This window comes from Burkholderia sp. BCC1644, from assembly GCF_902833225.1.
GTDB lineage: Bacteria > Pseudomonadota > Gammaproteobacteria > Burkholderiales > Burkholderiaceae > Burkholderia.
Genome location: NZ_CADFEI010000007.1, coordinates 302,605 through 319,887, shown reverse-complemented (window position 1 = coordinate 319,887; position 17,283 = coordinate 302,605). Strand labels below are relative to the sequence as shown.

Annotated in this window: 18 protein-coding genes and 1 pseudogene; 12 read left to right on the top strand and 7 right to left on the bottom strand. The window is 67.2% G+C overall.

Going from position 1 to position 17,283, the window contains the following annotated elements:
- Nucleotides 1-142 precede the first annotated feature (142 nt).
- Entirely contained in the window at nt 143-580 is a 438-nt protein-coding gene (locus HWX87_RS16545; RefSeq protein ID WP_021156998.1) for a PaaI family thioesterase, read from the top strand.
- 146 nt (nt 581-726) lie between these two features.
- Nucleotides 727-1,779 carry an NADP(H)-dependent aldo-keto reductase gene (locus HWX87_RS16540; RefSeq protein ID WP_176048115.1) on the top strand — a complete coding sequence of 351 codons (1,053 nt, stop codon included), beginning with the start codon at nt 727-729 and terminating at the stop codon, nt 1,777-1,779.
- Nucleotides 1,780-1,857: 78 nt separating this feature from the next.
- On the opposite strand, the gene HWX87_RS16535 is transcribed toward HWX87_RS16540, so the two are convergent.
- Both HWX87_RS16535 and HWX87_RS16530 read right to left on the bottom strand, forming a co-directional pair.
- Nucleotides 1,858-3,144, bottom strand: a complete 1,287-nt coding sequence (locus HWX87_RS16535; RefSeq protein WP_176048114.1) for an MFS transporter — start codon at nt 3,142-3,144, stop codon at nt 1,858-1,860.
- Nucleotides 3,145-3,179: 35 nt separating this feature from the next.
- Complete coding sequence (locus HWX87_RS16530) at nt 3,180-4,601, bottom strand: M20 family metallopeptidase (RefSeq protein ID WP_176048113.1); 1,422 nt, start codon at nt 4,599-4,601, stop codon at nt 3,180-3,182.
- Nucleotides 4,602-4,766: 165 nt separating this feature from the next.
- Between HWX87_RS16530 and HWX87_RS16525 the strand changes: the two genes are divergently transcribed.
- The 4 genes from HWX87_RS16525 to HWX87_RS16510 all read left to right on the top strand — a co-directional run bounded on the left by HWX87_RS16525 (nt 4,767) and on the right by HWX87_RS16510 (nt 8,486).
- Nucleotides 4,767-5,720, top strand: a complete 954-nt coding sequence (locus HWX87_RS16525; RefSeq protein ID WP_176048112.1) for a LysR substrate-binding domain-containing protein — start codon at nt 4,767-4,769, stop codon at nt 5,718-5,720.
- A 64-nt stretch (nt 5,721-5,784) separates the two neighbouring features.
- On the top strand, nt 5,785-6,912 hold the full coding sequence (gene mnmH, locus HWX87_RS16520; protein ID WP_176048111.1) for a tRNA 2-selenouridine(34) synthase MnmH: 1,128 nt from the start codon (nt 5,785-5,787) through the stop codon (nt 6,910-6,912).
- Entirely contained in the window at nt 6,909-7,967 is a 1,059-nt protein-coding gene (locus HWX87_RS16515; RefSeq protein ID WP_176048110.1) for a permease, read from the top strand. The genes mnmH and HWX87_RS16515 overlap by 4 nt, the downstream gene beginning before the upstream one ends.
- Before the next feature lie 96 nt (nt 7,968-8,063).
- Nucleotides 8,064-8,486 (top strand): hypothetical protein, encoded by a 423-nt coding sequence (locus HWX87_RS16510; protein ID WP_176048109.1) that lies wholly within the window; start codon nt 8,064-8,066, stop codon nt 8,484-8,486.
- Between the two features lie 37 nt (nt 8,487-8,523).
- Here the strand turns inward: HWX87_RS16510 and HWX87_RS16505 are convergent, their stop codons facing one another.
- Together HWX87_RS16505 and nodI are read right to left on the bottom strand one after the other, a co-directional pair.
- Nucleotides 8,524-9,357 carry an ABC transporter permease gene (locus tag HWX87_RS16505; RefSeq protein ID WP_176048108.1) on the bottom strand — a complete coding sequence of 278 codons (834 nt, stop codon included), beginning with the start codon at nt 9,355-9,357 and terminating at the stop codon, nt 8,524-8,526.
- Nucleotides 9,358-9,363: 6 nt separating this feature from the next.
- Entirely contained in the window at nt 9,364-10,278 is a 915-nt protein-coding gene (gene nodI / locus HWX87_RS16500) for a nodulation factor ABC transporter ATP-binding protein NodI (RefSeq protein WP_176048107.1), read from the bottom strand.
- A gap of 332 nt (nt 10,279-10,610) precedes the next feature.
- Here nodI and HWX87_RS16495 point away from each other — a divergent pair, with 332 nt between their 5' ends.
- Entirely contained in the window at nt 10,611-11,108 is a 498-nt protein-coding gene (locus HWX87_RS16495; RefSeq protein ID WP_039358765.1) for a universal stress protein, read from the top strand.
- 85 nt (nt 11,109-11,193) lie between these two features.
- Here the strand turns inward: HWX87_RS16495 and HWX87_RS16490 are convergent, their stop codons facing one another.
- From HWX87_RS16490 to lexA, 3 genes are read right to left on the bottom strand one after another with little or no spacing between them, the layout of a single operon-like run.
- A complete protein-coding gene (locus HWX87_RS16490; protein WP_176048106.1) occupies nt 11,194-11,904 on the bottom strand; it encodes a DUF2939 domain-containing protein in 711 nt (236 codons plus the stop codon).
- 29 nt (nt 11,905-11,933) lie between these two features.
- Nucleotides 11,934-12,269 (bottom strand): hypothetical protein, encoded by a 336-nt coding sequence (locus tag HWX87_RS16485; RefSeq protein ID WP_006476078.1) that lies wholly within the window; start codon nt 12,267-12,269, stop codon nt 11,934-11,936.
- A gap of 26 nt (nt 12,270-12,295) precedes the next feature.
- Complete coding sequence (lexA, locus tag HWX87_RS16480; protein WP_006754655.1) at nt 12,296-12,943, bottom strand: transcriptional repressor LexA; 648 nt, start codon at nt 12,941-12,943, stop codon at nt 12,296-12,298.
- Between lexA and HWX87_RS38325 the strand changes: the two are divergent.
- From HWX87_RS38325 to HWX87_RS16460, 5 genes and pseudogenes are all read left to right on the top strand, one after another.
- Nucleotides 12,914-13,024 (top strand): annotated as a pseudogene (locus tag HWX87_RS38325) (sodium:proton symporter); the annotation flags it as partial. The gene lexA and the pseudogene HWX87_RS38325 sit on opposite strands and share 30 nt — an antisense overlap.
- 183 nt (nt 13,025-13,207) lie before the next feature.
- Nucleotides 13,208-14,245, top strand: coding sequence for a sulfate ABC transporter substrate-binding protein (locus tag HWX87_RS16475; RefSeq protein WP_059234392.1), 1,038 nt, complete (start codon nt 13,208-13,210; stop codon nt 14,243-14,245).
- 121 nt (nt 14,246-14,366) lie between these two features.
- Nucleotides 14,367-15,260, top strand: a complete 894-nt coding sequence (cysT, locus tag HWX87_RS16470; protein ID WP_176048105.1) for a sulfate ABC transporter permease subunit CysT — start codon at nt 14,367-14,369, stop codon at nt 15,258-15,260.
- Nucleotides 15,257-16,201, top strand: coding sequence for a sulfate ABC transporter permease subunit CysW (cysW, locus tag HWX87_RS16465; RefSeq protein WP_176048104.1), 945 nt, complete (start codon nt 15,257-15,259; stop codon nt 16,199-16,201). The genes cysT and cysW overlap by 4 nt, the downstream gene beginning before the upstream one ends.
- 13 nt (nt 16,202-16,214) lie before the next feature.
- Nucleotides 16,215-17,273 (top strand): sulfate ABC transporter ATP-binding protein, encoded by a 1,059-nt coding sequence (locus tag HWX87_RS16460; RefSeq protein WP_047900604.1) that lies wholly within the window; start codon nt 16,215-16,217, stop codon nt 17,271-17,273.
- Nucleotides 17,274-17,283 lie beyond the last annotated feature (10 nt).

The following is a 17,283-nucleotide window of genomic DNA, read 5'->3' as shown; positions in this document are numbered from 1 at the left end:
AACAAGCGGGTTCTATTATAGAACCCGTCATCGGTCGTCACGGGCGCGGCTGCGTTGACAACGGCCGGCATCGTTGTCGATAATAAGTTCCAATTTGGAACTTACTCGCGCGGCGACGCGCTTTCAACCCGGAGACAACCCGATGAATCCGCTTTCCCTGTCAGGTCTCGATCTGCTGCGCGCAGCCGTGTCGGGCGATGCGCCGCTCGCATCGATTTCCGAGACGATTCCGATGCGTCCGCTCGACGTCGAGCTCGGTTACGTGAAATTTTCGGCGCGGGCGGACGGCCGGCACCTGAATCCGCTCGGCGGTGTGCATGGCGGGTTCGCCGCCACGGTGCTCGATTCGGTCACGGGGTGCGCGGTGCATTCGATGCTCGACGCCGGCGTCGGCTACGGTACGGTCGATCTGCACGTGAAGATGCTGCGGCCGGTGCCGCGCGACGTCGAGCTGGTCGCGGAAGGGCGCGTGATTCACCTGTCGCGTTCGCTGGGCGTCGCGGAGGGCACGCTGAAGACGCCGGACGACAAGATCGTCGCGCATGCGTCGGCGACCTGCTTCATTCAGCGGCCGCAGTAACGGCGGGCGGCAGCGCCGTCGTCGGGGCCACGCGTGAACCTCCGGAGCGGCGTCGAAGGCCGCCTGTAAGCATGGGCGGCGCGCGACTGAAGCGGTCGCTTCAATGTGATAGCGTTCCTGCTTTCCACCGACGCGACAGGAACAGCATGGAATACCGCACACTCGGCGATTCGGGCATCGAGGTCAGCCTGGTCGGGCTCGGCACGATGACGTGGGGCGAACAGAATTCGGAGCGCGACGCGCACGAGCAGATCGACTACGCGATCGCCCAGGGCGTGACGCTGATCGATGCCGCGGAGATGTACCCGGTGCCACCGAAGCCCGACACGCAGGGCCGCACCGAGCAGTACATCGGCACCTGGCTCGCGCAGCATCGCGCGCAGCGCGAGCGCATCGTGCTCGCGACGAAGATCGCCGGGCCGGCGCGGCAGCCGCACAACCCGCGCCATATCCGTGGCGAGGGCAACCAGTTCGACCGCAAGAACCTGACCGAGGCGCTCGACGGCAGTCTCAAGCGCCTGCAGACCGACTATGTCGATCTTTATCAACTGCACTGGCCCGATCGCAGCACGACGACGTTCGGCCGCCCCGCGTATCCGTGGGTCGACGACGCGTACACGGTGCCGATCGAGGAAACGCTCGGCGTGCTCGCGGAATTCGTGAAGGCGGGCAAGGTGCGGGCGATCGGCGTGTCGAACGAAACGCCGTGGGGCGTCGCGCAGTTCCTGCGTGCGGCCGAGAAGCTCGGGCTGCCGCGCATCGCGAGCATCCAGAATCCGTACAGCCTGTTGAACCGTACGTTCGAGAACGGGCTGTCGGAATTCACGCATCGCGACGGCGTTGGCCTGCTCGCGTATTCGCCGCTCGCATTCGGCTGGCTGTCCGGCAAGTACGAGAACGGCGCGCGTCCGGCCGGCGCGCGCATCACGTTGTTCGAGCGCTTTCAGCGCTACAGCAAGCCGCAGGCCGTCGAGGCGACGTCGCGTTACGTCGCGCTCGCGCAACGTCACGGGCTGTCGCCCGCGCAACTGGCGCTTGCGTTCGTCAACAGCCGGCCGTTCGTGCGCAGCAACCTGGTCGGCGCAACGTCGATCGAGCAGTTGAAGGAGAACATCGGCAGCATCGACGTGAAGCTGTCCGACGAGATCCTCGCCGAGATCGACGCGCTGCACGACCTGCAGCCGAACCCGGCGCCGTAAACGGCGCGCGGCCCGCCGCGGCATTGCTCCGGGACGGGCCGCACCGGCGGCGCATCGCTGCGCCGTCGCTTCCCGGGGTTATCGCATCTTGAGCCGCGTGCGCGCGACGAACAGCGCGGCGAGGCTCAACACCGCACAGCCCATCAGATAGAGCGCCGGCGACAGCCGGTTGCCGGTCGTGCTGATCAGCCAGGTGATCACGAACGGCGCAAAGCCGCCGAACAGCGTGACGCCCGTGTTGTAGCTGACCGCGAGCCCCGTTGCGCGGGTCTGCGACGGGAACAGTTCGGCCATCAGCGCCGGCAGCGCGCCGCAGTACATCGCCTTCAGCATGCCGATCCAGACCAGTGCGGCGAGCATCGTCGCGAACGACGCGTGACGCGTCAGCCACGCGAACGTCGGCCACACGGTGACGAGCATCAGCAGCGCCGCGACCGCCATCATGCGGATCCGCCCGGTGCTGTCGGACAGATGGCCGACGATCGGCGTGACGAGCGTCAGCACGAAGCCGGTCGCAAGCGTGGCGGCGAAGCCCGTCGACGCAGGCAGCCCGAGCTGCTTGATCGCATAAGTCGGCATGTACAGGATCATGTAGTTGATCGCGGTCGAGATCACGAGCGCGCCGATCGACAGCAGTACCCGCAGCTTTTGTTCCGCGAACAGCTCGCGCACGGGCGCCTCCGAGCGCGCCTGCGTCTTGAACTCGACGCCTTCGTCGACGTAGCGGCGGATGTACAGCCCGACCGGGCCGATCGCGAGACCGAACAGGAACGGCACGCGCCAGCCCCAGCTTTCGAGTTGCGCGGTTGTCAGCGTGGCTGTCAGCAGCGCGCCGAAGCCCGATGCGAGCAGCGTCGCGAGGCCCTGGCTCGCGAACTGCCAGCTCGACATGAAGCCGCGCCGCTGCGGTGCGTGTTCGACGAGGAACGCGGTCGAGCTCGCGAATTCGCCGCCGGCGGAAAAGCCCTGCATCAGCCGCGACAGCATGATCCCGAGTGGCGCGAGAATGCCGATCGACGCGTAGGTCGGCATCAGCGCGATCAGCAGCGTGCCGGCCATCATCATCGCGATCGACAGCAGCAGCGACGCCTTGCGGCCCGCGCGGTCCGCGTACGCGCCGAGCACGAAGCCGCCGATCGGCCGGATCAGGTAGGACAGCCCGAACGTGCCGAGCGTCAGCATCAGCGACGTCGCTTCGCTCGTCGCGGGGAAGAACAGCTTGGCGATCGTCACCGCGAAGAAGCCGTAGACGATCAGGTCGAACCATTCGAGCGCGTTGCCGATCGACGCCGCGAAGATGAGGCGCCGGATCTTCGCGGCGCTGGGGCGGGCGGCTTCCTGCGAGGTCAGGGTGGTCGTGTTCATCGTATGTGCAGGTCCCGTGAAAGGGGCGAAGCGCGTTACAGGGCGGCGCCGGCCGCGGCGGGTGCCGCGCGGCGAACGGGCGGCGCGTCGTCGCCGAGATCCCAGAAGAGGCCGGCCATCATCTGCAGCCCCTCGCTGACGACGCTCGCGAGCAGGTGCTCGTCGGGCGCGTGCTGCGAGCATGCCGGGTACGAGTGCGGTACCCACAGCGTCGGCAGCCCGAGCGTGTCGGCGAACACTTCGTTCGGCAGCGTGCCGCCGAGATTCGGCAGGATCGCGGGTTTCTTGCCGGTGGTGCGCGCCAGCGATGCGACGGCCCAGCGGACCCACGGATCGTCCGGCGGCACGCGCGTCGCCGGAGCGCCGCGTTCGACGTCGATCTCGATGTCGGCGAAGCCGTGCGCATCGAGGTGCGCGCGCAGGTGCGCATGCAGCGCTTCCCAGTCGGTGCCGACGACGAAGCGCAACTGGCAGTGCGCGTACGCGACGGGTGGGATCGCATTGACGGGGTGCTCGGGATTGCCGGCCTTGAACGCGAGGATCTCGAACGTGTTCCAGCCGAACACGCGCTCGGCCGCGGACAGGCCGGGCTCGCCCCAGTCGGCGTCGAGAGCCGGGTCGCCGGGACCGCCGCCGACGGACAGGTCAGCGAGCGCGTCGCGCACGGTGGCCGGGATCGGCGGCGGGCGCAGTCCTTCGACGCAAATCGTGCCGCGCGCGTCGACGAGGCTCGCGAGCGCATGCGCGAGCACGATCGCCGGGTTGCGCAGCAGCCCACCCCAGTTGCCGGAGTGATGCGCGCCGTCGCGGGCGCGCAGGCTCAGCTTGAAGTTGACCGAGCCGCGTGAGCCGAGGAACACGGTCGGGCGTGCGGCGGCGATGCGCGGGCCGTCGGACGCGATCAGCACGTCGGCCGCGAGCGCGTCGCGTTCCTGGCGGCACAGCGCGTCGAGGCCCGGCGATCCCGTTTCCTCACCCATCTCGATCAGCAGCTTCGCGTTGAAGCCGAGCTGGCCGCCGCGTGCGTCGAGCACGCTGGCGAGCGCGGCCAGGTTGATCGTGTGCTGGCCCTTGTTGTCGGCGCTGCCGCGGCCGTACCAGCGGTCGCCGTCGGCCGTCAGCGTCCACGGTGACAGCGGCGCGCGCCACTGCGCGTCGTAGCCGCGCACGACGTCGCCGTGGCCGTAGATCAGCACGGTCGGCAGTGCGTCGTCTTCATGGCGAGAGGCGAGCAGGAACGGGCCGCCGCCGTCGACGGGGTTGTCGACGATCCGCGACGTGAAGCCGAGGCGGGCAGCCTCGGGGGCGATTTCGTCGGTCAGGTAAGCACGCAGCGCGGCTTCGTTGCCGCTGTCCTGGCTTTCGGTGCGCAGGCCGACGCGGCGGCTCAGGGTCGTGAAGAACGCACCGGATTCGAACTGGTTCAGTGCGTGCTGGATGGCGGCGGTACGGCTCAAGTCGGGTCTCCTCTGGCAGGGGCGCTACGCGCGCGGGCCGCGCATGCAACGTGAAGTGCGATCGATTCTAGAAAGCCGTTTTTTTTGTCACAATGATCGAATTTCGAACCTTTCTTTGCCGAAAAGGCAAAGCAGCGCGGCCGGATGCGGCGTGGAGACAGAACGATGGCGGCTTTCCTGCATGGCCTGGCGTTGCGGTATTTCGTCGAGGTGGCGCGCACCGGCTCGATCAGCGACGCGTCCGCGCGGCTGCACGTGGCCGTGTCGGCGATCAGTCGCCAGATCGCGAAGCTCGAGAGCGAGCTCGGCGCACCGCTGTTCGAGCGCCGGCCGCGCGGGATGGCGCTGTCGGAGGCCGGCGAGCGGCTGCTGGCGTTCGCGCAGCGCAGCCTGCTGGAAGCCGAGCACGTGATGAAGGACATCGGCGGGCTCGACGCGCTGCACGGCAGCCTGCTGAAGCTCGCGTGCTCGGAAGGGTTCGCGATCGATTTCCTGCCCGGCGCGCTTGCGAGCTTCAAGGCGCGCCACCCGGGCGTCGATTTCACCGTGTGGGTCGTGTCGCCGGCGGAAGCGACGCGACGCGTGCGTGACGGCGACGCGGACATCGCGTTGACCTTCAGTCTCGCGCCGGAGAAGGGTGTGCGCGTCGAGCATACCGAGCGCGCGCCGGTCTTTGCGCTGGTGCGGCACGACCATCCGCTCGCGACGCGCGACGCGGTGTCGCTCGCCGATGTCGCGCGGCACGCGCATGTGCTGCCCGAGGCCGGCACGACGGTGCGCCAGCTGATCGACATTGCGTGCGCGCTCGACGGGCTGCTGCTCGAGCCCGAGCTGACGAGCAACAACACCGCGGCGATGTACGGCTACGCGCGGCGCACGGGCGCGGTGATGTTCACGGGGCTGCTGTCGGTGCGCGACCGTTTCGATGCGGACGGCTTCGTCGTCGTGCCCGTGACGAACCCGCAACTGCGCGAGCGCAGCATCCAGGTGCAGACGATGGCGGGGCGCGATCTGCCCGCGTCAGTACGGGCGTTCCGCGATCACCTGATCGACGCGATGCAGGTTGCATCGGCGCCGCCGACTGCCGTGCGCGGCCCGAGACGCCGGCCCGTGAGATAATCGTCAATCCGCCTTCCGTGTCCATGCGGCTCATCGAGCCGCATCGCCCCTGTTCGACGCCAAATTGAAGAACCTGATTGTCACCCTCGATCGCGCCGGCGAGTTCGACGAGATCATCGACGTGCGCACGCCGCTCGAGTTCGCCGAGGATCATATTCCCGGCGCGCTGAACGCGCCCGTGCTCAGCAACGAGGAGCGCGTGCTCGTCGGCACGATGTACCGCCAGGTGTCGCCGTACGAGGCGACGCGCGTCGGCGCGGCGATCGTCGCGCGCAACATCGCGCGCCATCTCGACACGACGTTCGCCGACCGGCCGCGCAACTGGCGGCCGCTGATCTACTGCTGGCGCGGCGGCAAGCGTTCGGGCTCGATGACGACCTGGTTCAACCTGATCGGCTGGAAGGCGCGCCAGCTCGACGGCGGCTACAAGGCGTACCGCCAGTCGGTATGCGCGACGCTCGATTCGCTGCCGACGCGCTTTCGCTACATCGCGCTCGTCGGCCATACGGGCTGCGGCAAGACGCGCCTGCTGAACGCGCTGCACGACGTGGGCGCGCAGACGCTCGATCTCGAGGCGCTCGCGTGCCATCGCGGCTCGCTGCTCGGCGCGATGCCGGGCAAGCCGCAGCCGGCGCAGAAGGGATTCGATTCGGGGCTCGTCGAAACGCTTGGACGTTTCGACCCCGAATGGCCGGTGTTCGTCGAATCGGAAAGCCGCAGGATCGGGCTCGTTCAGTTGCCGATCGCGCTGATCGAGGCGTTTCACGCGGGGCCGTGGGTGCATGTCGACGCGGCGCACGACGAGCGGATCGCGTTCCTTCTCGACGATTACGCGCACCTGTTCGACGAACCGGACGCATTCAAGGCGCAGCTTCATCGGCTGATCGGCCTGCATAGCCGTGAACAGGTGACGCACTGGAATGCGCTGATCGACGCGAACGCGCGCGCCGACCTGTTCACCGAGCTGATCGACAAGCATTACGATCCCGCCTACGCACGGACCTACCGCGCGGCGTACAACAAGCCGAACCGGGCGTTGACGTTCACGTTTCGACCCAACGCGGCCGACGTGCGCGACCAGGCGCGCACGCTGCTGGCCGAACTCGCGCAAACCGGGTTGCCCGCGTCGGCCGCGCTTGCCGCAGTCGCGAAACCCGAAACCGACAAAAACCAATCGACGACCACACGATGACGACCACACGCACCCAACCCAGTCCGGCCCTCGGCTGGATGACCTTCCTGCTGATCGCGGTCGCGGGACTGTTCTATGTGAAATGGTTTCCGTACTACAACAAGGCGTTCGTTGCCGCCGAGCACCATTCGATCGGCCAGTCGATCCTGATGGGCACGTCGGCGACCGCCCCCGAGCCGTCGCTGAAGGCCGCGCTCGATTACGCATGGGCGTACGGCAAGGCGATCTGGCAGGCGATGGTGCTCGGCCTGCTGCTCGGCTCGGCCGTGCAGGCGCTGCTGCCCGCGCACTGGGTCGCGCGCGTGCTCGGCCGTACCGGGTTCGGCAGCGTCGCCGCGGGCGGCCTGCTGTCGCTGCCCGGAATGATGTGCACGTGCTGCGCGGCGCCGGTCGTGGCGGGCCTGCGTGCGCGCCATGCGTCGCCGGGCGGCGCGGTCGCGTTCTGGCTCGGCAACACGGTGCTGAACCCGGCCGCGCTGGTGTTCATGGGCTTCGTGCTCGGCTGGCACTGGAGCGCGCTGCGCCTCGTGCTCGGCATCGCGATGGTGTTCGGGATCGGCTATCTGCTGAACCGCATTGCGCGACCTGAAGACCGCAGCATCGACGATGCGCAACTCGCCGCGCTGGCGGCCGAGCAGGCTGCGGCCGGCAATCCGTTCGTCCGCTGGATGAAGCTGCTCGCCCGCATGGCCGTGCGGCTCGTGCCCGAATACATCGTGCTCGTGCTGCTGCTCGGCGCCGCGCGCGCATGGCTGTTTCCGCATATCGGCCCGGACATCGGCAATCATCTGGGCTGGATCGTCGCCTTCGCGGTCGCGGGCATGCTGTTCGTGATCCCGACGGCGGGCGAGGTGCCGATCATCCAGGCGATGCTGTCGCTCGGCATGGGCGTCGGCCCGGCCGCGGCGCTGCTGATGACGCTGCCGCCGATCAGCGTGCCGTCGCTCGCGATGCTCGCGCGTTCGTTCAAGCCGTACATGCTGGCGATCGTCGCGACGCTCGTCGTCGTGTTCGGGATCGTGAGCGGCTTGCTCGCGATCGCGTTCGGGTTCTGACGCGCGCCGGCCCGGTGCGATAGCCGTATTCATATTCATCCGGCGCCGCGGCTTCACGCGTGCGGCGCCCTTTACAAGAAGCAAACAGGAAAACGCATGACCCAACCGAAGATCCATCCTCGACTCGAAAAGGCGCTGACGCGCGGCGATCTCGCGATCCGCCAGGCCAATTCCGCGCGGGCAACTGCCGTGCTGAACGCGCTCGGCACGATGATCATCGAAGCCTCTTCAACGATCGGCGTCGAAGCCAGCATCGACATTCCGCAGGGCGACCGCATTTACGATCCCGTCAACGGCCTGTGGCCGCAGAAGATGCTGGTATCGTTCGACGGCCCGGTGGACGAAGCCGATGCGGACGAACTGCGCTCGGTCTATCTGGTGGCCGACGATCCGGGTACGCAGTTCCGCGTCGAATGGCATCGCGCGGACGGCAAGCTCGGTCGCCAGGAAGGCGGCCCGCTCGCGACCGTCGCGTTCCTGACCGACGTCGAGATCCCGTGGAGCGACGACGACGAATAACGTCGTCGCATGAAGCCGGCGCCCGATGCGCCGGCTGTCAGCGCATCATCCGCCGCCGGAACAGCCACGCGGACAGCAGGAATCCGCCGACCGCGTAGCCGGCGAGCACCGCGACGTGCAACGCGATGTCGGTGGCCGGCCGGCCGAGCATCGCGGGCCGGATCAGCTCGACCGCGTTCGCGAGCGGCAGCGCCTGCGCCGCGTGCTGTGCGACGGGCGGCAACTGCGTGATCGGGAAGAACACGCCCGACAGCAGCAGCATCGGCGTCAGCACGAGCGTCTGATAAAACATGAAGAAATCGTAGGACGGCGCAAGCGCCGTGACGATCATCGCGATGCTGGCAAACGCGAGGCCCGCGAGCGCGATCACGGGCAGCGCCGCGAGCATCGACGGAAACTGCGCATAGCCGAGCGCGCTCGCGACCAGCATGATCGCGACCCCCGACAGCATCGCCTTGCTGGCGCCCCAGACGATTTCGCCGAGCACGATGTCGCCGAGCGCGAGCGGCGTATGCATGATCGCTTCCCACGTGCGCTGCACGTGCATCCGCGAGAAGCCCGAATACATCGACTCGAAGCTCGCGGACATCATCACGCTCGACCCGACCGTGCCGGCCGCCAGGAACGCGATATACGACACGCCGTCGACATGGCCGAGCATCAGGCCGAGCCCGAAACCCAGCCCGAACAGATAGATCATCGGATCGGCAAGATTGCCGAACATCGACGCGAGCGCGAGCTTGCGCCAGACGAGATAGTTGCGCCGCCAGACGGCAATCCAGTTCGTTGCGTTCGCGGGCATCGCGATCGCGAAGCGTGACTCGCGCGGCGGCGCGGACGGTGTGGCGGCGGAATAGTTGCGCACGTCCATGATCGATCAGTCCTGCATTTCGCGGCCCGTGAGCCGCAGGAACACATCCTCCAGATTGGCCGGGCGATGCAGATAGCGCAACCCCGCGCGACCCTTGAGTCGCGCGCTGAGCGGCTCCGCGTCGCTGACGTAGCAGAACAGCGTCTCGCCGCTGATCTCGGTGTGTTTCGCGAATGCCGACAACTCGTCGCGCAGCGCGACCGGATCCGGCCCGTAGATCTCGATCACGTCGCAACCGATCTCCGATTCGATCAGCGCGTGCGGCGCGCCTTCGGCGATCTTGCGACCCTCCTCGATCACGCACAGCCGATCGCACAGGCGTTCGGCTTCTTCCATGAAATGCGTGGTGATCAGGATCGTCTTGCCGCGTGCGAGCAGCGAGCGCAACCGCTCCCACATCAGGTGCCGCGCCTGCGGATCGAGGCCCGTCGTCGGCTCGTCGAGCACCAGCACGTCGGGATCGTTGACGAGCGCGCGGGCGAGCGTGAGGCGCCGCCGCATGCCGCCCGACAGTTCGCCGACCTTCGCATCGGCCTTGCTCTCGAGCTTCGCGAATTCGAGCAGCGGCTGCACGAGCGCGCGCGCGGCCTGCGCTGACATTCCGAAATAGCGGCTGAACACGAGCAGGTTCTCGCGGACGGTGAAGTCGGGGTCGAGATTGTCGAACTGCGGGACGACGCCGACGCGCTGGCGTGCATGCCGCGCACGCGATGGAACCGGTTCGCCGCACAGGGAAATGGTGCCGGCATCGGGATGCGCGAGACCGAGCAGCATTTTCAGCGTGGTGGTCTTGCCGGCGCCGTTCGGCCCGAGCAGGCCGTAGCATTCGCCGGCCTGCACGTTGAAGGACAGGTCGTTGACGACGAGCTTGTCGCCATAGCGCTTTTCGACGTTGCGGAAATCGATCGGTGCGACGGACATGGGCATGTTGTCGTTGTAAGCGGGCGCGCCTGGCGGCCCGATGCGTGGCCGGTTGGCGAACGGATCGCGCGATTGCTTGTCACACGGGCATGACCGAAGCGCGCGACGCCGGCGTGTCGATGGCCCGCTGGAGTACGAACGGGCCATTCTAGTGCATCGGCTGCGTCTCTTCAGGGCACGCCTGCACGGTGCGATGCATGCGCGCACCGATCGTGCACTGCATCATCGCGCACGCGCCGAGCGGGGCGAATCAGCGTTTTCCATCCCTTGCGTCCTGAATTGCGGCGCACCATGATGAATGCGTAGGCTCGTTGTCGCGATAGGGAGGTTTCATGGCTAGCTACAACAAGATTTTGCTGTGTTACGACGGCACGCTCGAAGGGCGCAAGGCACTGCGCTGCGGTGCCAATCTCGCAATGGACCTGAAGGCCGAAACGCACTTGCTGTCGGTCGTCGACATGCGTTCGAGCATTGCGCAAAGCGCAGGTCTGCTGACCGATGTCGCGTGCGGACGGTTCGAGGAAACCGCGCGTGAAATCCTGCAGGAAGGCGTGAACTGGCTGCGTGAGCGCGGTGTGCAGGCCGAAGGCCATTTCGCATTTGGCTACCCGATCGACGAAATCGCGAATCTCGCGACGGAACTGAAGGCTGACCTCGTCGTCGTCGGCCACCGCTGCCGCAGCGGGCTGTCGAGATGGTGGATGGGGTCGGGCAATACGCAACTGCTCGATCGCGTGAACTGCAGCATCCTGGTGGCGTGTTCGTCGGCACAGGAGCAGAAGGAAGAAATCGCGCGCGAGCGGGAAGCCGCCACGGCGAACGGCAAATGATCGAATGATTCGATGACGGCCTGACCGGCGATGCGCGCCGGTCAGGCGCCGTGCCGCATCAGCGGCACGGATACCGCGCGGCCTGCTACGCGTGCAGGTCGATCGCGGACAATTTCCACGAGAACAGCCCGAAGCGGTGGAATATCGCTGCGTAGCGCGTGCCGTCGGCACTGCGCTGGTACGTCACGACGAATTCATCGATATTCCGGTAGCCCGCGCTGGTTTGCTGCTGATGCGGCGCATGCGTTGCATCGTTCGCACTGGCCGGTGCGGCAGAGGCAGGTGCCGGCGATGACGCAGCCGCCGGGTCGTTGCCCGGAGCGGCGGCGCTTGCCGGTGCCGGATTGGCCCGCGGTGTGGCCGGCGTATCCGCCGGTGCATTGCCTTGCGGCTGATTCGACCAGTCGGGTGGACGCTCGCCCGGATTGCCGCGTGGCGGCAATCCGCTCATCAGCGCGGCCACACCCTCCGGTGTTGCATACGCATCGACCAGCGGGCCGACCAGAGCGGATCCGATCAGCGCGCCGATGACCGCGAACGGATTGTTCTTCTTCACCGCGTCGATCCGGCGCATCAACTCTTCCGTGACCTGCTGCTTCAGGCTGATGCGCAGCGACGGGAAATCGACATATTCGCTGATGGCCTGCGCATCGCGCGCATCGATCGCCGATTTCAGGCGACCGAGCGCGACATACGGTGACGCGTACGCATAGCCGATCGCCGCCACGACGGCGACGGCCAGCACGACGATCAGCAGGGGCTTGAGCCGCCATGCGCGGCCCGAAGATCCAGTCACGTTGCCTCCGGTGCGGGGATGTTCCGCAATCAGAGACCGCCCGGTGTAGCCGATCGTTCCTCTGCGATGCAGCGGTCGATCATCCGGCACACGGCATCGATCGTACCGACCATGATCAGGCGCGAACGGCCGTGATAGACGCGCACCGGCGCGCGGCGCGCGGGTTCCGCGTGATTCAGGCCGGCGTTCAGCGATACCCGCGCGAACGCGGGGAGCGCCGACGGCAGCAGGGACGCCTGCCGTTCGACTGCGACTTCTTCTTGCACGGGCGCGGCCGCGGACAGCGGTGCGCAGGGCGTACGGCCGCGCAGATGACGCAGGCGACCGAATTGACGGAAAGGCAGCAGGCGGGCAAGGCGTTCCATGATGTTCTCCTCAGCGAGACGGAATGTCAGAGTTCGCCCGAGCGGATCAGCCCGACGGCGATGCCTTCCAGCGCGAATTCCGCGCTGCCGGCCTTGACGAAGATGTTTTCGTAATCCGGGTTCTCCGCGATCAGTTCGAGACCGCCCGGCCGGCGCATCAGGCGCTTGACCGTGACGTCGTCGCCGAGACGCGCGACGATGATCTGGCCGTCCTTCGCTTCCGTGCGCTTCTGCACGGCGAGGAGGTCGCCGTCGAGAATGCCGGCGTCGCGCATCGACAGGCCGCGCACCTTCAACAGGTAGTCGGGCTTGCTCGTGAACAGCGCGGGATCGCATGCGTAGTGCTGCGAGATGTGCTCCTGCGCAAGGATCGGGCTACCGGCCGCGACGCGGCCGACGAGCGGCAGCGACAACTGCATCAGGCCGGCGTGCGGCAGCGTGAACTGGTGCGGGGCATCGTCGATGCCGAGCAGGCGGATGCCGCGCGACGCACCGGCAGCCAGCTCGATCACGCCCTTGCGTGCCAGCGCACGCAGGTGCTCCTCGGCCGCATTCGGCGAGCTGAAGCCCAGTTCGGCCGCGATCTCGGCGCGGGTGGGCGGGAATCCGGAGCGCTCGATCGCGCGACGGATCAAGTCGAACACTTGCTGCTGACGGGCGGTGAGTTTGGTCATGGCTCAACTGTATGGATAGACAGTGAGCTGTATTTTTATACAGTACTTCGGGAATTTCAAGTGTTACTTGAGGTTCGACGCGATCACGCCGGTTCCGGCGTGATTTCGCGACGTCCGGACGGCGGTTTATCTGCCGCAACCGTCCATCCCGTCTGCGTTAGCACTTTTGAGTATTAAAAAATGAAGAACGATTATTTTTAATCATGTAACCCGTTCGTTAGACTGGCCCGACATCGCAATACCGACAACACTGGAGAACCAAGGATGGCGAAGCGCAATACGGGGCTGGTGGGCGGAGTGGGCCGCCTGATCGCAACACTCGCGCTGGGCGCGGCGGCGGCGCTGGGCGTCGCGACGCATGCCCAGGCCGATACGACGTTCCTGAACGTGTCGTACGACCCGACGCGCGAGCTGTATCAGGACTTCAACCAGGCGTTCGGCAAGGAGTGGAAGGCGAAGACGGGCGAGACCGTCAACTTCAAGCAGTCGCATGGCGGGTCTGGCGCGCAGGCGCGCTCGGTACTCGATGGCCTGCAGGCCGACGTCGTCACGCTGGCGCTCGCGTACGACATCGATGCGCTCGCGAACAAGGGGCTCGTGAACAAGGACTGGCAGAAGCGCCTGCCCGACAACGCGTCGCCGTACACGTCGACGATCGTGTTCCTGGTGCGCAAGGGCAATCCGAAAGGGATCAAGGACTGGGACGACCTGACCAAGCCTGGCATCTCGATCGTCACGCCGAATCCGAAGACGTCGGGCGGCGCACGCTGGAACTACCTGGCCGCATGGGCGTACGCGGTGCACAAGCCGGGCGGCAACGAGCAGACGGCCAAGGAATTCGTCACGAAGCTCTACAAGAACGCCGGCGTGCTGGATTCGGGCGCGCGAGGCGCGACGACGAGCTTCGTGCAGCGCGGGATCGGCGACGTGCTGATCGCATGGGAAAACGAGGCATTCCTGTCGGTGAAGGAATTCGGCACCGACAAGTTCGAGATCGTCGTGCCGTCGGTGAGCATCCTGGCCGAGCCGCCCGTCGCGGTCGTCGACAAGGTGGTCGACAAGAAGGGCACGCGCAAGCTGGCCGACGCGTACCTGAATTTCCTGTACAGCCCGCAGGGCCAGGAGATCGCGGCGCGCAATTACTACCGGCCGCGTTCGAAGAACGTGCCGGCGGAACTGACGAAGCAGTTCCCGAAGCTGAAGCTGTACACGGTCGACGACACGTTCGGCGGCTGGACGAATGCGCAGAAGACGCATTTTGCGGACGGCGGCGTGTTCGATTCGATCTACAAGCCGCAGTAACGCCATAACGACAGCGGCGCGCCACGCAGCGCGCCGCATCCCCGACGGCCCGCCGGCGCGATTCACTGCGCCGGCGTTTGCGTCGGACCCATGAGCAGCATCGACCCAGCAAGAGCATCCGATGACGACGTACACCTTTCGCAAGCCGAGCGCGCTGCCCGGTTTCGGCGTGACACTCGGTATCACGGTGGCCTATTTGAGCCTCGTGGTGCTGATCCCGCTCGCCGCCACGTTCCTGAAGACCGCGACGCTGTCGTGGGACCAGTTCGTCACCGCCGTCACGTCGCCGCGCGTGCTCGCGTCGTACCGGCTGACGTTCACGTCCGCACTCGGCGGCGCGCTGATCAACGCCGTGTTCGGCTTCCTCGTCGCGTGGGTGCTCGTGCGCTACACGTTCCCGTTCAAGCGCCTCGTCGATGCGATCGTCGATTTGCCGTTCGCGCTGCCGACGTCGGTCGCCGGCATCTCGCTCGCGGCCGTCTACGCGACCAACGGCTGGGTCGGCCAGTATCTCGCGCCGCTCGGCATCAAGATCGCGTTCACGCCGGCCGGCGTGCTGGTCGCGCTGACCTTCATCGGGCTGCCGTTCGTCGTGCGCACCGTGCAGCCGGTGCTCGAGGATTTCGAGCGCGAGCAGGAGGAAGCGGCCGCATGCCTCGGCGCATCGCGCTGGCTGACGTTCCGCCGCGTCGTGCTGCCGGCCGTGCTGCCGGCGCTCCTCACCGGGTTCGCGCTCGCGTTCGCGCGTGCGCTCGGCGAATACGGATCGGTGATTTTCATCGCCGGCAACGTGCCGATGAAATCCGAGATCACGTCGTTGCTGATCATCACGAAGCTCGAGCAGTACGACTACGCGGGCGCGACCGCGCTGGCGGTCGTGATGCTGGTCGTGTCGTTCCTGATGCTGCTGCTGATCAATACGCTGCAGTGGTATCTGCAGCGCCGCACGAGCAAGGGCGCTAGCGGCCCCGCGCCCGCCGCCGTCACCGCCGTCGCAGCAGGAGGCCAGCAATGAGCCAGGAGGCCACCGTCGTGCTGAAAACCCCGTCGCCGGCCGTGCGCGCCGCGAAACGGCGCGACCCCGTCAGTGAGTCGCGCGTCGTGCGCTGGCTGCTCACGGGCATCGCGCTGGCGTTCCTCGCGTTCTTCCTCGTCGTGCCGCTCGCCGCGGTGTTCGTCGAGGCGCTGCGCAAGGGCGTCGGCTTCTATCTCGAATCGCTGGCCGATCCCGATGCGTGGTCGGCGATCAAGCTGACGCTGACCGTCGCCGTGATCGCCGTGCCGCTGAACCTCGTGTTCGGCGTGTGCGCGTCGTGGGCGATCGCGAAGTTCGAATTCCGCGGCAAGGCGCTGCTGACGACGCTGATCGACCTGCCGTTCTCGGTGTCGCCGGTGATCTCGGGCCTCGTGTACGTGCTGCTGTTCGGCGCGCAGGGCTGGCTCGGGCCGTGGCTGCAGGACCACGACGTGCAGATCATCTTCGCGGTGCCGGGCATCGTGCTCGCGACGATCTTCGTCACGTTCCCGTTCGTCGCGCGCGAGCTGATTCCGCTGATGCAGGCGCAAGGCACCGACGAGGAGGAAGCCGCGCGCGTGCTCGGCGCGTCGGGCTGGCAGATCTTCCGGCGCGTGACGCTGCCGAACGTGCGGTGGGGCCTGCTGTACGGCGTGATCCTGTGCAACGCGCGCGCGATGGGCGAGTTCGGCGCAGTGTCGGTCGTGTCGGGCCACATCCGCGGCGTGACCGACACGATGCCGCTGCACGTCGAGATCCTGTACAACGAATACAACTTCGCGGCGGCGTTCGCGGTGGCGTCGGTGCTCGCGCTGCTCGCGCTCGTCACGCTCGCGCTGAAGCTGATCGCCGAGCGTCATCTCGCCGCCGAACTGGCCGGCGCGAGCGACACCGTTCCCGCACATGCCGGCCCCGTCGCCGCCGTTTCGTCGAAATCGTAAAGAGGCAACCAGAATGGGTATCACCGTCCGTAACCTTCAGAAGCGCTTCGGCGATTTCACGGCGCTCGACAACGTATCGCTCGACTTTCCGCCGGGCGAACTGGTCGCGCTGCTCGGGCCGTCCGGCTGCGGCAAGACCACGCTGCTGCGCGTGATCGCGGGCCTCGAGCACGCGGACGCCGGCCAGGTCGTGCTGCAAGGGCTCGATGTCGCGTCGGTCGGCGCGCGCGACCGCCAGGTCGGCTTCGTGTTCCAGCACTACGCGCTGTTCCGCCACATGACGGTATTCGAGAACGTCGCATTCGGGCTGCGCGTGAAGCCGCGCCGCGAGCGGCCGTCGGAGGCGGCGATTCGCGACAAGGTGCATGAATTGCTGAAGCTCGTGCAGCTCGACTGGCTCGCGCAACGCTATCCGTCCGAGCTGTCGGGCGGCCAGCGCCAGCGCATCGCGCTGGCCCGCGCGCTCGCGGTCGAGCCGAAGGTGCTGCTGCTCGACGAGCCGTTCGGCGCGCTCGACGCGAAGGTCCGCAAGGAACTGCGCGGCTGGCTGCGCCGGCTGCACGACGACCTGCACATCTCGACGATCTTCGTCACGCACGACCAGGAGGAGGCGCTGGAAGTCGCGGACCGCATCGTCGTGCTGAATCGCGGCCACGTCGAGCAGGTCGGCAGCCCGCAGGACGTCTACGATCATCCGCAAAGCGCGTTCGTGTACGAGTTTCTCGGCGCGGCGAACCGGCTGCCGGGCACGGTGGCCGGGCGCGGCTTCGTCGCCGAGGGCGCGGCTGCGCCGATCGAGGTCGACGCCGATTTCGCGGGCCCCGCGAACGCCTACGTGCGACCGCACGACCTGCAGCTGTGGCCGGCGGGCGAAGGGCACCGCGACGGCATCGCGGTGGACGTGCGCCGCGTGATCCCGCTTGGCGGGTCGGTGCGCGTGGAGCTCGAGGCGCGCGCGGGCGGTGCGCTCGAGGCCGAACTCGATCGCGATGCGTGGCGGGCGCTGTCGCTGCAGGTCGGCGACGGTGCGACGGCCGTGCCGCGCGCGGTGCGTGTGTTTCCCGCGCGTTGACGAGAAAATG